General features: G+C 34.6%; 13 protein-coding genes. 3 read left to right on the top strand and 10 right to left on the bottom strand.

Annotated elements, in window-relative coordinates:
- Positions 1–208: 208 nt before the first annotated feature.
- On the top strand, positions 209–592 hold the full coding sequence (locus tag ABIN61_05575; protein ID MEO0293673.1) for a radical SAM protein: 384 nt from the start codon (positions 209–211) through the stop codon (positions 590–592).
- A complete protein-coding gene (locus ABIN61_05570; GenBank protein MEO0293672.1) occupies positions 589–930 on the top strand; it encodes a hypothetical protein in 342 nt (113 codons plus the stop codon). Before ABIN61_05575 ends, ABIN61_05570 begins: the two co-directional genes overlap by 4 nt.
- Before the next feature lie 39 nt (positions 931–969).
- Here ABIN61_05570 and ABIN61_05565 read toward each other — a convergent pair whose 3' ends face one another.
- The 10 genes from ABIN61_05565 to ftsE form a co-directional block, all read right to left on the bottom strand.
- Positions 970–2,727: an alpha-amylase family glycosyl hydrolase gene (locus ABIN61_05565; GenBank protein MEO0293671.1), complete on the bottom strand. Its 1,758-nt coding sequence runs from the start codon at positions 2,725–2,727 to the stop codon at positions 970–972.
- Positions 2,720–5,545, bottom strand: coding sequence for a TIM-barrel domain-containing protein (locus ABIN61_05560; GenBank protein ID MEO0293670.1), 2,826 nt, complete (start codon positions 5,543–5,545; stop codon positions 2,720–2,722). Before ABIN61_05560 ends, ABIN61_05565 begins: the two co-directional genes overlap by 8 nt.
- Positions 5,546–5,613: 68 nt before the next feature.
- Positions 5,614–8,565 carry a transcription-repair coupling factor gene (gene mfd / locus ABIN61_05555; protein MEO0293669.1) on the bottom strand — a complete coding sequence of 984 codons (2,952 nt, stop codon included), beginning with the start codon at positions 8,563–8,565 and terminating at the stop codon, positions 5,614–5,616.
- Between the two features lie 3 nt (positions 8,566–8,568).
- Positions 8,569–9,156: an RnfABCDGE type electron transport complex subunit A gene (locus ABIN61_05550; protein MEO0293668.1), complete on the bottom strand. Its 588-nt coding sequence runs from the start codon at positions 9,154–9,156 to the stop codon at positions 8,569–8,571.
- On the bottom strand, positions 9,149–9,763 hold the full coding sequence (locus tag ABIN61_05545) for an electron transport complex subunit E (protein MEO0293667.1): 615 nt from the start codon (positions 9,761–9,763) through the stop codon (positions 9,149–9,151). Before ABIN61_05545 ends, ABIN61_05550 begins: the two co-directional genes overlap by 8 nt.
- Positions 9,760–10,680, bottom strand: coding sequence for an FMN-binding protein (locus ABIN61_05540; GenBank protein ID MEO0293666.1), 921 nt, complete (start codon positions 10,678–10,680; stop codon positions 9,760–9,762). The genes ABIN61_05545 and ABIN61_05540 overlap by 4 nt, the downstream gene beginning before the upstream one ends.
- A 1-nt stretch (position 10,681) precedes the next feature.
- Positions 10,682–11,665, bottom strand: a complete 984-nt coding sequence (locus ABIN61_05535) for an RnfABCDGE type electron transport complex subunit D (protein MEO0293665.1) — start codon at positions 11,663–11,665, stop codon at positions 10,682–10,684.
- Entirely contained in the window at positions 11,665–12,981 is a 1,317-nt protein-coding gene (gene rsxC, locus ABIN61_05530; protein ID MEO0293664.1) for an electron transport complex subunit RsxC, read from the bottom strand. The genes ABIN61_05535 and rsxC overlap by 1 nt, the downstream gene beginning before the upstream one ends.
- Positions 12,962–13,837 carry a permease-like cell division protein FtsX gene (locus tag ABIN61_05525; protein ID MEO0293663.1) on the bottom strand — a complete coding sequence of 292 codons (876 nt, stop codon included), beginning with the start codon at positions 13,835–13,837 and terminating at the stop codon, positions 12,962–12,964. Before ABIN61_05525 ends, rsxC begins: the two co-directional genes overlap by 20 nt.
- 1 nt (position 13,838) lies before the next feature.
- Positions 13,839–14,501, bottom strand: a complete 663-nt coding sequence (ftsE, locus tag ABIN61_05520; protein ID MEO0293662.1) for a cell division ATP-binding protein FtsE — start codon at positions 14,499–14,501, stop codon at positions 13,839–13,841.
- 122 nt (positions 14,502–14,623) lie between these two features.
- On the opposite strand from ftsE, the gene ABIN61_05515 reads away from it, so the two are divergent.
- Positions 14,624–15,307, top strand: coding sequence for a hypothetical protein (locus tag ABIN61_05515; GenBank protein MEO0293661.1), 684 nt, complete (start codon positions 14,624–14,626; stop codon positions 15,305–15,307).
- Positions 15,308–15,317 lie beyond the last annotated feature (10 nt).

Genomic DNA, 15,317 nt, shown 5'->3' with positions numbered 1-15,317 from the left:
AACCGTTATAAAAGAGAAAAGGATAAGAAGAAAATTCATAAAACACTTATTCTGCCCCCATTTCTTGTCTCATATGCTATTACAAGAAAATGTAATCTTAAATGCAAACACTGTTATAGCGAAGCTACCGAAGAGCCGGACCCCTAATGAATTTTCAACAGAGGAATAAAAAACTTTTGGATGATCTCGAAATTTAGAGATAAAGCTCTTGATTTTCAACGGAGGGGAACTACTCTACAGAGATGATTTTTTCGATATTGCTAAGTATGCCTCTACAAAAGGATTGAGGATAATCATTGGTAGTAACGGTAGACTAATTGACCCAGATATAGCTAGACGATTGAAATCCTCTGGTATTATGGCTGTACAGATATCTATTGATGGTGCTAAAGCATGCAAGGAAGTTGGTTGGCCTTTCCAATTTAGGATGGCCATTAGAAGAGGTACCGTAGATGAAATACCGAATATGTTAAAACTGGCTATAGACTATGGGACAATAGCTGCTGAATTCTTCGATTTGCTCCAGGTTCCAAGAGTTAAAAGGGAACTCCCAACAAGGTGTTACAACCAAATGAAAGGAAAGAAATTATGAAGTTGTTGACAGAAGCACAAACAGATGGCCCAATATTAATAAGAGTACCTGGCTGTCCCATGTATACCAGATGTAATACCATGTATGCTCCTCCAGATAAAGTTGGGGAATATGAGAGGAAAACATCATGCAAATATGGGAGAATTCTCAAATTCTGGCAAAGCTTAGAAATCGAAATTCATTGGAAGGCGAATGGAAACGATGTATTTATAAGGATGAATGTGCCAGATCTCATGGAAGAGCTCATGAAGAAACATAAAATATGTTGGCCACAGACCCTGGTTGTTGTGTTAATCCAGGGGAAAAACTATTATGAATATTCTCAATTTCCTCGTTAATATCAGACTCTGGAAAGTCAATTATATAGTACCTTCCAATTATTTCACGAGTTTGTATATTGCGTAACTCTGTCCGGGTGTTGTAACTTGATACTTACTTCCCTTTATCTCAATTTTCATTTCCCTGCCCGCTAATAGTTCATAATGACTAATGAGAGGTTTAAGACTGAAATTAGCTTTTTCTTCTCTTGCGGCAGGATTCAATATCACCAGTATCATTTCATCTTCGTATGCCCGAGCATATATAAACGGATAGGTATTTTCCTTTGCGAACACTGGGACAAATTCGGCATAAGCAGTTAAGGCTATTTCATTTTTTCTAAGTTGGATAAGTTTTTTAACCCGATTCAACAATGAATTTGGGTCTTTTTCTTGACTTTCCACATTTGGCGCATCTAGAGCTGTATCAACAGGCAAATAGAGTTTGTCACAAGAAGCGGTTGAAAAACCTCTATTTTTCCCTCCGGTCCATTGCATCGGTGTTCTGGCTCCTGCCCTTGGTTTATAAGCTCCTTCTACAAAAGGCACATCTTCCAATTGACGCATTCCAATCTCATTCCCATAATAGATAAAAGGAATCCCAGGCATTGTCAGCAAGAAAGCAAAAATAATTTCAAGATCTATGGTTGATCTCTGGATATTTAATCGAGAAAGATCATGATTTCCAATTGGAAGACTAACGTAACCTTTACCCTTAGTTTTATTATACTGGTCTAAATAACTCTTAAGAAAATTAGTAATATTTCCCTTACCTTCTTTATCAAAAAAACTATGCCCTTCCGAAAGTCCATTTAAGATTCTCCAGCTTTCTTTTTGAAAAAGGTCATTGTATCCCGGAAACCAGTGATAGAAATCTGCATGAAATCCACCACCATTTAAAGCAGCCTCAGGATATGACCACTCTGAAACCATAAAAGCTTCAGGATACTCATTATCAATAATCTTTCTTATTTCATTCCAGAATTTCTTTGTCCCTTCGTCTCTCTTAAGAAAGAGCTCATCCCCTTCTTTTATATGAGCATTTTTAACAAGAGCCCCAGCCATATCTGCTCTAAAACCAGAAGCCCCCATATCCATCCAGAATCGCAAAACCTTTTTTAGTTCTTCTTGCATTGCAAGAACATCTGGATGATCAATCGGCAACATCCAATCCTCAGTGGGCGAAAGAAATCCAAAATTTAAAGCTGGCTCACTCCAATAAAAATTATACATAAATTGTCCGTTTCGCCTACTATAGCCTTTTATAAAAGAAGCCCTATATTCTAAGGGAGGATCTACCCAAGTATTATTAGTCCAAATATACCAATTGGAGTATTTGTTTTTCTCTTGTTTTGCGGATTCTCGAAACCAGGGATGTTCAATACTTGTATAACTCACAACATAATCAAATAAAATCTTTAATCCTCGTTTTTTTGCTTCCTTAAATAAACGCCTCGCATCCTCATTTGTCCCATAACGAGGAGCTACCTTATAATAGTTTGATATGTCATAACCTCCATCATTAAATGGTGATTCAAAGAATGGACTTATCCAAATTCCATCCACGCCAAGGCTCTTCACATAATCCAATTTTTGAATTATCCCATTAAGATCTCCAATCCCATCTCCATTAGAATCATAAAAACTTTGAGGATATATTTGATAAAAAACCGCATTATGAACCCATTCTGGGCAAGGCGGAATTTTATATTCACCTGTAATCTCAGCCGAATCAATTGATAGGACCTCTCCTTCAGTACTTATACTCCATAACATCATAACAATAAAAATAATGATATTTTTTAACTTTTTACTCATTATCCCCTCCATTTTTAAAACTAACAGTAATTTTATTACCTTTATATAAAATAGTCTTATCAGGATTCTTTGTAATCTCTATACCTATACCATGAAGCTCTTTTACAAGAATAACCCGAAAGGTTCTCTCTTTAAGCATTCCGGGAAAACACCCTTGTCTATCTCCAATCGTAAGCTCTTTTCTTTCATCATTCCAACAAAAAGGGATAGTTGAGTATAACCCCTTTTCATAATTATAATTGTCATTTTCATCTTCATACAAAGTGAAATAAGCATCAGCTCCCGGATATACTCTAAGTTCTATGGGATCTGGTGGCTTTTCTGTAGAGTATTGAATAAATGGTCCCATTGGAATTATAGACCCCTCTTTAACAAATAATGGGATCCTATCTGTAGGTGCATCCGAAGAGATTTCTTGTCCCCCTCTAAATTTATTCCCTGTCCAGAAATCTATCCAATTACACCCCTTTGGTAAATAAACTTCCCTTTTTTTCTCTCTTTTTTCAATAATCTCTTCTTTCTTGAATATTGAAGGGGTTTTCCAATATAATTTCATTTTAGCAGCACCAGTTGACCTATTTTGCATTTCTAAAATAAATTCATACTCCTTCCCTGCCTCTAATTCCACAAAATCTGTGTATTGCTCTACGCTTGTATAAATAAAAGGAAGTTCCTTTCTATTTAAAAAAATACGTTTTGCATCGTAACTCTTCAAGTGAAATTGATGTTTACCTGTCTCAGTTGGAATTAGCTTGCCCTCCCATCTAACAGAAAAGGCAGAATCAGTCATATAGAAGGGTCTTCCTGTATACCAACGATGATTTATATTTGGTTCTATTTGCTCATAAGATAGGATTTTAAATTCTGAATCTTTATAATATTTAGCCTGTAATCCTAATTTCCCATCCTTTGTTCGAAAATGTTCTGGAGTTATAAGAATGCTAGAATCTGGGGGACGGTAAATCATATATTCAGTAACAGGGCATACCATTATTGAAGGGCCAAACATAAACTGGTCACTAATTGAATAAGTTCTTTTATCCTCTGTAAAATCCATTGGTAAGCCACGCATAATTGTATATCCTTCACTTGTTACTTTCCAAGCAAGAGAATAAATATATGGAAGTAAACGATAGCGTAAATTGTCAATTTTTATCATTGATTCTGAAAATTCTCCAAACTCCCAGATTTCTCGAGGAGTCTCAGAACCATGAGCGCGGAAAATAGGGCAGAAAGCACCAAATTGAAACATTCTAGCATAAAGTTCTTGATAAGATGGGTCTTTTCCTCCCTTAGAGAAAACACCTCCATAAGCTCCAAGAACGAAACCTCCAATATCAAAAGTCCAATATGGAATACCCGACATACAAAAATTTATTCCTGCAGCGATTTGCTTTTTATAAATTTCCCAACTAGCTCCAATATCTCCAGACCAAGTTGTGGCTGCGGCTCTTTGTTGACCTAAAAAGGCCGAACGAGTAAGGATATAAACTCTCTTTTTATCTGTCTCTTTCCTCTGATTTTCGTATAACTTATCCATCATCAAAAGCGAATAAGCATTTAAATATCTTGCCCAACTTCCAAGATAATTCCTTCCAATTTTTTTCATTTCGTATTCTTGTGACTCTTTAGTTGTTGCATTTACAATATCTGGTTCTGAGGAATCAACCCACCAAGCATCAACTCCCTTAGAGAACAAACCTTTCTTCAAATATTTCCAATATAGATCATTTGCTTCAGGAATAAAAGTATCATAGTATTTGAAACTTGCCCATCCAATAACATTGAAAAGATATCCTCTTTTCTCCATATCTTTATAAATTTGAGTATTGGGACCAAGACCAGGCCAGATGGAGAACATTATATGAAAATTCAAATCATGAAGAATTTTTATCATCTCCTCCGGATTTGGATATCTTTCTTCATCAAATATCATTCCACTCCATTTATCATTCCCTCCCCAGTATTGCCAATCTTGGACAATATTATCAATTGGAATTTTCCGCCTACGATATTCTTGCGCTATATTTAATAACTCCTCACGAGTCGCATAATGCTCTTTACTTTGCCAGTATCCATAAGCCCATTTACCATACATTGGAGCTTGCCCAGTGAGGCTTCTATAAGAACTAATAATCTCATCCATATCCTTCCCATAAATAAAGTAATAATCAATATTATCTCCAACATCTGACCAGAGCAAAGTTTCTCCCTCCTTGTCTTCAAAGATTGTCTTAGAGTAATTATCCCATAGTATTCCGTATCTATGAGTGGAAATAAAAAAGGGAATAACCGCATCAGTATTCGTTTGGACAAGAAGAACTTTCCTCCCACGATAGTTCATATATCCATCTTGATGTTGTCCGAGACCATAAATTCCTTCGTCCGGGGTTAAAATAAATTTTTGCTCAACACTAAAAGCCTTTTCATATTTGTCTTTAACAGGTATAAATTTTGGTTCCCCTTTTTCTCTTAAAATAATTTCACCACCCGCTGTTAAATACTCAATTTTCCCCTCTTCTTTAGATATTTTTACTTTAACCCTTTCAGAGCTAAGGAGTATCTCTCTATCATTCTCTTTAAGCTCCACCATCACATTTGGTAAAGTATCCCAGAGGATAACCAAACTTAACTTCTCTTCTGAGCCCTCAGGTAACCACTTAACAACCCTGACTATGTTATCTCTATAGAATTGGACCTTTATATTAAATTTACGAGTTCTTACCCAAAATCCATTTTTTAACTGATGAATTTTCACATCAAAAGCTAAAGCTCTAAAAAATACAAATGTTAAAAGAAAAAAAACACTTCTTCTCATTCTTTTTAATCAACATAGTTTAATTTTGAAGTTCTGTCAAGTCTTAGATAAAACTTTTCAAAAACCACTCAGAAAGAAGAATTAGATACGGTATCACAAAGTTCTAAAAACATAAAAATGGCATCTCTTGGAATCGAGACATTTATAACTTTTTCCCTAAAAGAAAACTTAATTCCTTCTATCTTAGAAACCAACCTTTCTATTTCTTCTTTCTTAAGTTCTCTCCTCATTTCACAATTAAACGATTTTATTCCTTCTTCAACCTTCTTTACTCCTTTAGACTCTGCCAAAATCTTAATTTTTGCCCATTTAAGGATTTTTAAAACATTAAAAGGCATCTTTCCAAAACGGTCTTTTATTTCACTCTCTATTTTATCAATTTCTTCTACACTCAAAGCAGATGAAATTCTTCTGTATAATTCAATCCTTTCCTCTTCTTCTGGAATATAATCTTTAGGAATATAAAAAGCCCCTTCAAGAATCACCTCCACTTCCGGTCTTTCTGTAACTTCTTCTCCCTTAACTTTCCTAATAGCTTCCTTAAGAAGTTTCAAATATAGTTCATAACCCAAAGTGGCAATATGACCATGTTGCTCCTCCCCTAAAATTTCTCCAGCTCCCCTTATCTCAAGATCTTTAAGAGAGATCTTAAATCCAGAGCCTAAATCCGAATATGTTTTTATTGTAGATATTCTATCTCTTGCTTTTCCACTTAGCCCTTTTGGAACTATAAGATAACAAAATCCTTGTCTAAAAGACCTTCCCACCCTCCCCCTTAATTGATGTAAATCTGCAAGTCCAAAACTTTCAGCCTTGTCAATTATTATTGTATTCACATTCGGCAAATCCAGTCCAGACTCTATAATAGCTGTTGAAAGCAAAAGGTCGTATTTACGTTCAAGAAAATCTATCATCCTTTTCTCAAGAACCTCCGCTTCCATCTGTCCATGTCCTACAACAATTTTCACTTCAGGAACAATTCCCTCTAATTTTTTTCTAACATTCTCAATACTCTCAACCCTATTGTGAACAAAGAAAACCTGTCCTCCTCTTTCTATCTCTCTTAATATTGCATCTCGTATCTTATTTTCATCCCAATAGATTACTTCCGTAATAATTTTTTTCCTTCCCAAAGGAGGGGTCCGAATCACAGACAAATCTCTCAATCCTAAAAGGGAGAGTTGAAGAGTTCTAGGAATGGGAGTTGCACTCATTGAAAGAACATCTACATTTATTTTCATCTCTTTTATTTTCTCTTTCTGCCTAACTCCAAAACGTTGTTCTTCATCAATTATGAGAACCCCTAAGTCCTTGAACTCTATCTTCTTATTAATCAACATATGGGTTCCAATTACAATATCGCACTTTCCTGTTTTAATATTTTCAAGAATTTCTTTTTCTCTTTTTTTAGTAAGTCTGGAAAGTAACTCAATGTTAACAGGAAAATTTCTCAGTCTTTCTTTAAAAGTTCTATAATGCTGTTCTGCAAGAATCGTTGTAGGGGCAAGAAGAACTGCCTGCTTAGATTCAATCACTGCTTTAAATGCTGTGCGAAGCGCAACCTCAGTTTTACCAAAACCAACTTCACCACAAAGAAGACGATCCATCGGTCTATCTTTTGCCATATCTTCATAAACATCCTTTATTGCTTCTTCTTGATCAGGGGTTTCCTGAAATGGAAAAGAAAATTCAAGTTCTCTTATTAAAGAATTATCTTTTGAATAAGAATATCCCTTAGCAAGAGACCTCCTTGCATAAAGCTCAAGTAGAGATCGTGCATAATCTTCTAACTCTTTTTTTATTCTTTTCTTTCTGACTTCCCATTTACTCCTTGAAAGATCAGAAAGCTCTGGTTCTTTTTCTCCTCCTCCAACATATTTTGTAAGAAGTCTTGATTTCTCGATTGGCACAAGAATTCTACTCTTGTTCTTGTATTCTACCACAATACATTCTCTTTTTCTCTTATCTATCTCCACTATTTCAAGTCCCCCAAAACGGCCTATACCAAAGTCTTCATGGACAAGATAATCTCCTCGCATAAAACCTTTATAGTCAAACTCTACAGGAATCTCTTCTTCTTTTATTTTTCTAATAGCTCTAAGAGCCCCAAAAAGATCTCCCTCTGTAAAAACTGCAATTTTTATCTTATCTATTACAAAACCCTTTGATAGAAAAAGGTCCAAATATTCTATTTCAGGAAATTCGGAATCAAATAGTTCGTGGAGCCTACTCACTTCACCGGGAGTACCTGCAGCAATAAATATTCTAAAACCCTTAAGCATTCTTATTTCTTTTCTAAAGTGCTCAAGATTTCTATTAAAAGAAATGGCTGGAATAAAAGGAATTGTCTTCCCTTCTGGAGTTAACAAAATCTCGGGATCAAACCCTTCAATTTTTCTGCCAATCTTAAAAAATTCCTTTATTACTTCTCCTAAGACTTTTACCTCTCCTTTATCAATTAAAAGATTCGCCTCATTAATCTCTCTAATAGATAATTGAGTTAAAGGATCAAACAGCCTAAGAGAAACAATTTTTTCATCCTCAAGTTCTATTCTTAAAGGAGATTCTTTATCTGGACTCCAAATGTCAATAATCCCTCCTCTTAAGGCATACTCACCCTCTTCATAAACTCTCTTTCTCCTTAGAAAGCCACATTCTTCCAGAAATCTCTGAAAGTTAGATAAGGAAAATTCTCCTCCTATGGAAAGCTTAATAAAATCTTGTTGAGGAATCTCAAGGTACAAATCTCTTTCTTCAAGAATTAAAATTTCAAAATCTTTTGTTTTAATACGTGCACTTAGTTTCTTTAAATTCTCACCAGACCACAAAATCTTGGTGAAGAAAAATTCAGCATCTTGCGCAACTTTTAAAGGAGATTCTTCTGTTAAAAGAACAAGGGGGCCTTTTTCTTTAAAAGAGTAAGCCAAAAGAATCTCTCCAGGATATGGAGGAGGAGAAAAAACTTTTTCTTCCCCTATTTCCTTCTTTAAAAAATTGTATATGTCCTCTTTAAGCTTCACATTTTATATAGATAAACCCAAAAATCCAGAAAAGCCAAGAAATGCAATCCCCATAAGAGCAGCTACAATAAAGGCTATTGGGAGCCCTTTAAGGGCTCGAGGAATAGGAGCAATTTCCAATCTTTCTCGAATTGCACCCATAAGGATAATTGCAAAAAGGAAGCCTAAACCATTACTAATTGCAAAAACAATCCCTTCTATTAAGTTGAATTTATTGTCTATAGTAAGAAAGGCAACACCTAAAATAACACAATTAGTTGTTATAAGAGGTAAAAATATACCAAGAGCCGAGTATAGGGCTGGAAGCTGTTTCTTAAAGAAAAGTTCAAGAAACTGAACAAGAGAGGCAATTACCAAAATAAATACAACTGTCCTTAAGTAAATCAAATTTAAAGGGACCAAAACATAATTATACAAAAACCAAGTTATTACTGTGGCAAGGGTCATCACAAAGATAACACTCATCCCCATAGAGGTAGCCGTTTTAATTTCTTTAGAAACCCCAAAAAATGGGCAAAGACCCAAAAATCGCATTAAAATCACATTATTAATAAGAAATGCCGATAAAAATATGAGAAAAAGATTATTCATTATTCTTCCTCCAAAATTTTGAAATTCCCATTAGGAAAGAAATTGTAAGAAAACCGCCAGGTGGCAGAATAAAAAGAATTATAGGAGAATTAACATAAGACAAACCAAATATTTTAAATCCATCAAAAATTCCAGGGATGCTCATCCATTTACCTTGGCCTAAGATTTCTCTTAAACTTCCCATTATAAAAAGCACAAGTGTAAATCCTAAACCTGTTCCAAGGCCATCCATAAAAGAAAGATTTACAGGATTTTTATAAGCAAAAGCTTCCGCTCTACCAAGAATTCCGCAATTTACAACTATAAGCGGAACAAAAACACCCAATTGTGCAGACAGTGGAGGTATATAAGCTTTTAGAACATAATCTATTATTGTGACAAAAGATGCAATTATTATAATAAAAACTGGAATTCTTAAATTATTAGGGATGATCTTCCTTAAGGAAGAAATGATAAGATTGGAAAAAACAAAAACAAAAGTTGCAGCGAGCCCCATCCCTAAACCATTATACGCAGAAGTGGTTACTGCAAGGGTAGGACAAAGTCCAATTGCAATCACAAGAATTAAATTGTTTTTAATTACCCCGTTTAAAAAAGCTTGTTTTATTTTCCCCTCCCAATTAATTGTTCATATTTATTTTTCATTTCTCTTTCAATTTTTTCACCAAGTTCTTTAATTTCCTTTGGAAACTCTATTTTATCCAGATCCTCAATTGAATTCAGGCGAAACAAACTCTTTAAAATTTCTTCCTCTTTTATCTTTTCTTTTCCCTCAAAGCTCTCTATCAAAATAAATAGTTTTTTTATAACCTTTTCTTTTAAAAACACAAGTGTATAAAAAACATTTGAAGAATCTTCTCCTTTTAAGAAAAACACAAAATTGTTTGAAATCTCCCATAGTTCTCCTGGCACAATTTCTTTCACTTCTTCCCCATATATATCTCTTAAAGAATCAAGGCTCCCTTCTAAAAATTTCTTTTCTTTAAATCCTGGTAAAAACTCCTCAAATTTTTCCATCCCTTCTCTTATAGCCAATGTAATCCCTTTGGAGGATATTGTCGCTTGTGTTATTGCATCTATTTTCCCTTCTCTTTTCTCTTTTTTCAACCACACTTCATTTTTAGTAAGTCCCTCAAACTGTTTTAAGAAAGACTCCTCTACTATCTTCATACCTAAACCAGGTGTCTCTGTAAGTTCCTCTTTTAGAATTCTAACCTTTAGAATTATACCACTTGAATCAACCCCTACAAGAGGTCTTATCTTGCCAGAATATCCTCTAGCTTCTCCTCTAAAAACAAGACCTATAAATTTCCCATCTTTAAAGACTCTCCATAATGTGTCTCGTTTTACCTCTTTAAAGATAACATTAGGCCTCGGATATGCTTCGCTTAACAATTTATTTAATGTCTCTTCTTTGTTTTTAGCGATGATAGGTGCTGTATATTTATAAACAAAAGCAAGAAGAAAAGCAGAAGTTATACTAACTAAAAATATCACCATTACCTCTTGGATTTTCCTTACCATATTACCTCCCAAATATCTTTCTCTCTGAAATCCTATCTAAAAGAGGCACAAACATATTCATTATTAAAATTGAGTAAGAGACCCCTTCAGGATATCCTCCCCAGATTCTTATTAAAACACAAATTAATCCACCCCCAATTCCAAAAATCCACCTCCCTTTTAATGTAACTGGAGAAGTGACAGGATCTGTTGCCATAAAAAGCCCTCCTAGCATCACACCTCCAGATAAGATATGGAAAAGAGGATTCACGGGTGTTAATCCTGAAAAATAAAAAATTCCCGAGAGTGCAAATATAGAACCAATATAACCAAGAGAAATCCTCCAATCTGCAATTCTCATAATAAATAGATATAAAGCTCCTACTAAAAGGAGAAGGGCCGAAGTTTCTCCTACACAACCACCAACTTTTCCAAAGAAAAGAGATTTAATCATATAAGTTGAATTTAAAGATTCTACAACAGAAGAAGTAGGGTTTACCTTTAACAAAGTTAAAGGTGTTGCTTGGGATATTCCATCAAGAAACTGAGAAGGAAGGCCTGAGAGTGTACCAGATTTAGGAGGAACCCAATTTCCAGTCATTAATTTTGGCCAGGAAGCCATAAGGAAAGCTCTACCAATAAGAGCAGGATTAAAGATATTATATCCAATACCACCAAATAACTGTTTAGCAATAAGAATAGAAAAAGTAGAACCAACCACAGGGAACCACCAGGGAGAATTGGGAGATATGTTAAATAAGATAAGAAAACCTGTGATAACAGCACTTCCATCCATTATTGTTATTTTTCTTTTTGTAATTTTCTCAAATAGAAATTCACTTCCCATAGCTGAAGCAATTGAAAGAAACAAGAGAAAAAGAACTCTTATTCCAAAAATATAAATAGAATATACTAAAGCAGGAGTTAAAGCCCAAACGACACTCCACATTATCCTCTTTACGCTAACCTTAGAGAAAATGTGAGGAGCAGGAGTAATCCGTAACATTATTTACTCTCTTTTTTTATCAATTTATTTTTAGCTATCTTAATCTCTTGAGTAAGAGGTATTTTCGCAGGGCAAACATATGAGCAACTCCCACATTCCATACAGGATAAAACCCCAAGATCTTCTACCCTATCCCACTTTTCCTTTTCAATATATTTATATAATTCTGTTGGGAGTAACCTCATTGGGCAAACCAAAACACAAGCACCACATCTTATACAGGGTGTAGGCTCCATCTTCTTTAACTCCCTTTCGCTCTGCACAAGAATTCCGGTTGTCCCTTTAGTAACACAAGTCTTAAGGGTTGCTTGAGTTATACCCATTAGAGGTCCTCCATTAATTACTTTTGCAATTTCCCCTATTGGTCCTTCGGCAACCTCAATTAAATGCTCTAAAGGTGTTCCAATAGGTGTAAGAAAATTAGACGGATGTCTTATACTCCCAGTTACAGTCACAACTCTTTCAAAAAGAGGTTTACCAAGATAGACTGCTTCATAAATTGCAAAAACAGTTCCAACATTTTGCACATAAGCCCCAACACTAAAAGGTAAACCTCCTTCAGGAACTTCTCTTTTTGTGATCGCACTTATCAATTGTTTCTCAGAACCCTGAGGATATTTTGTCTTTAGGAGGGCAAATTTAATCCAAGGGAATTTAGAAGCCGCATCTTCCAACCTACGAAAAGCATCAAGTTTATTATCCTCAATTGCCACCCACACATTTTCCGGTTCAATTATCCTTCTTAAAATATCAATCCCTTTTATTACTTCTTCCGAATATTCCATCATTACTCTATAGTCTGATGTAAGGAAAGGCTCACATTCAACTCCATTTATTATTAAATCTTTTATTTTATTACCAGGTGGAATTTGTAATTTATAATAAGTTGGAAAAGCTGCTCCACCCATACCCACTATTCCACTCTCTTTAATAATCTCAATAAGCTCCTCTTTCGAAAGAGAAGTAACATCTTCTCTCAAAGTCACTTCAAAAGGTTTATCTTTTTCTTTAAGAACTCTTATCTTCATAGCTTCTTTCCTTCCTCCTAAAGGGTGAGGATGAGTTACTATTCCCTCATATACTCCATTCACAGGAGAATGAAGAGCAGATGACAATTTACCTCCTAAGGTTGCTATCTTTTGTCCTATTTTTACTTCAACACCTTTCTCTATAATTGGGCTAGAAGGAGTCCCTGTATGCTGGGATAAATAAATATACAAAAAATCAGGAATCGGGATTCTTTTTATTCTACAATCCTTTGTCTTCTCTTTATAAGAAGGTGGATGTATTCCACCTCTAAACGTTAGGAGCTTCAAATTTTAACTCCTTCGAGGTTGATTTAACAGCCAACTTACTACCAATCATCCCTAAAATTATACCAAGCACAATTGTTCCTATTATTATAGGATTGTAAGGAAAATAAAATTTTACAAAAAACTTATATGTTATTTGATAAATCAAATATAAAAGACCCCCACTTAAAGCCCCAGCTGTAAACCCTTCTATTGAGCCTGCAACCATAAAAGGTAGCTGAATTGTTCTTTCTGTAGCTCCAACAAGCTTCATAACTTCTATTGTCCTCCTTTGAGCTAAAACTGTTAATCTAATTGTATTTGATACAATAAAAATCGAAGCAATGCCAATCACAATACCGAGAAGAATATCAAAAAGGAACAAAATTTTTACCACTTTATCAAGCCTATCAATCCATTTTTCTCCATATTCTACAGAAACAAACTCGCTAAATACAGAAATTTTTTCCGCAATTTCTTTCACTTTATCTGGAGAAGTAAATCCGTCTTTTAACTTTATATTAAAAGAAGAGGGAAGTGGATTTGTTTTAATTGCTTCAAGTAAGCTTGGAGCATCTTTTATTTCTTCCTGAAATTTTTTCAAGGCTTCCTCCTTACTAATAAACTCTACTCCTTCTACTCCTACAATAGATTTAAGCTTTTGAGCGAGCTCCTCTATTTGTTTTTCGGATAACTCTTCTATAAGAAAAGCATTTATTTCGACCTTTTCTCGCGCAAGTCTTATCACTCCAAAAAGATTAAAAGTTCCCCAAAGAAATATTCCAAGAAGGAAAAGGGAAAAGAACATTATCCCAATTGCTATAAATGTTGTGCCACCGTTTCTTTTTAACCCTATTAAAGCTTCTCTTAATGCAAACATTCTATCTACTTTCCACTATTTCCCCATGTTCAATATGAATGAATCTCCCACCCCCTATCCTCTTAGAAAGCTCTACAGCATGAGTAGCCATAAGAACGGCCGTTCCTGCAGTATTTACTTCCTGCAAGAGCCTAATTATTTCTTCGGAACCCTCTGGATCAATATTCCCTGTAGGTTCATCTGCAAGGAGAATAAAAGGTTCTCTCACCAAAGCCCTTGCAATGGCTGTTTTTTGTTGTTCTCCACCTGAAAGAGTATAGGGAAAATCGTTTCTCTTATGAGAAAGCCCAACCAAAGTAAGAGCCTGCATAACTTTCTCTCTTATCTTTTTACCTCTTTCCCCAATAACTTCAAGGGCAAAAGCAACATTTTCATAAACTGTTTTATCTGGAAGTAATTTAAAGTCTTGAAAAATAATTCCAATTCTTCTCCTAAGATAAGGAATTTCCCATTCCTTTATTGTTGAAGAACGATAACCAGCGACAGCTACCTCCCCTTCGTCCGGAAAAATATCCATATATATAAGCCTTAAGAGGGTTGTCTTACCTGAACCTGTTTGCCCCGTAAGGAAAATAAAATCTCCCTTCTCTATTGAAAGATTTATATTCTTTAAAGCATACCAATCTTTTCTAAATTTTTTACTTACGTTTCTAATTTCAATCATCTTTTGTTTGTTAAATTATATAAGCTAAAAGATTTGTCAAGCCAGCAGTCTTTTTATCTATAATCTTGACTTTAAAAAATCTCTTTTTATACTAAAAAATATGAAAAAAGAGAAATAAAAATATGTTTTTAATAATATTTTCCCTTTTCCCAGAGCTTAGAACGGCAGATGAGTTTGGTTTTGGAAACATAAGTAGATTCTTAGAGAATTCTCTTTTCATAACTTACGAGAAATTATATTCACTTCCTGAACTTCAAACAGTTAAAGCCGTATGGAAAACTAAAACCTATGGTATTGGAATTTCTCATTTCGGCTCTTCCTTTTATAGAGAACTTGCAATAGAAAGTGATTACAAAGTAAGATCTGAAAATACTATCTTCATAACTGAACCATCGCTTCTCTATCTTTATCAAGAATCAAAAGGAGAGCTCGGCTTTTGTCTTGATTTTTCTTTTGTGCTTTTTTTATTAAACTATGAATTTTCTATTAGAACTTTCAAAATTCTCTCTTGGATAAAAAATACCACAATCCCAACCGAATTAGAACTCTCCGGGGCTTACTCAGATGAATGGAACGAATTTGGAATAAAAATTAACTTCTTAGAAAATTGGGGAATAAATATGGGATTTGGTTATAAAATAAAATTTCCTAGGTTTACCGCTTCTCTTGGGCTCTTAACAAATCCTCTGGTTCCGACAATAGGCTTTTCTTTTGAAGGTGCTCTTCTTAGACTTTCAATTGGCCTTCAAAACCATCCTGAACTTGGTTTCTCTGAGATTTTTACAATATATTATAGGAAAAGATAAAGGGAGGAAA

This window comes from candidate division WOR-3 bacterium (assembly GCA_039804165.1).
Taxonomy (GTDB): Bacteria; Hydrothermota; UBA3072; order UBA3072; family UBA3072; genus JAFGHJ01.
The sequence above is the reverse complement of the archived record's forward strand: the minus strand, read 5'-3'. Positions and strand labels throughout refer to the sequence as shown.

Coding starts and splice junctions, on each gene's coding strand:
- ABIN61_05565 (MEO0293671.1), bottom strand. CDS start 2,727: ATGAGTAAAAAGTTAAAAAATATCATTATTTTTATTGTTATGATGTTA.
- ABIN61_05515 (MEO0293661.1), top strand. CDS start 14,624: ATGTTTTTAATAATATTTTCCCTTTTCCCAGAGCTTAGAACGGCAGAT.
- ABIN61_05560 (MEO0293670.1), bottom strand. CDS start 5,545: ATGAGAAGAAGTGTTTTTTTTCTTTTAACATTTGTATTTTTTAGAGCT.
- ABIN61_05550 (MEO0293668.1), bottom strand. CDS start 9,156: ATGAATAATCTTTTTCTCATATTTTTATCGGCATTTCTTATTAATAAT.
- ABIN61_05525 (MEO0293663.1), bottom strand. CDS start 13,837: ATGTTTGCATTAAGAGAAGCTTTAATAGGGTTAAAAAGAAACGGTGGC.
- ABIN61_05540 (MEO0293666.1), bottom strand. CDS start 10,680: ATGGTAAGGAAAATCCAAGAGGTAATGGTGATATTTTTAGTTAGTATA.
- ABIN61_05535 (MEO0293665.1), bottom strand. CDS start 11,665: ATGTTACGGATTACTCCTGCTCCTCACATTTTCTCTAAGGTTAGCGTA.
- ABIN61_05570 (MEO0293672.1), top strand. CDS start 589: ATGAAGTTGTTGACAGAAGCACAAACAGATGGCCCAATATTAATAAGA.
- ftsE (MEO0293662.1), bottom strand. CDS start 14,501: ATGATTGAAATTAGAAACGTAAGTAAAAAATTTAGAAAAGATTGGTAT.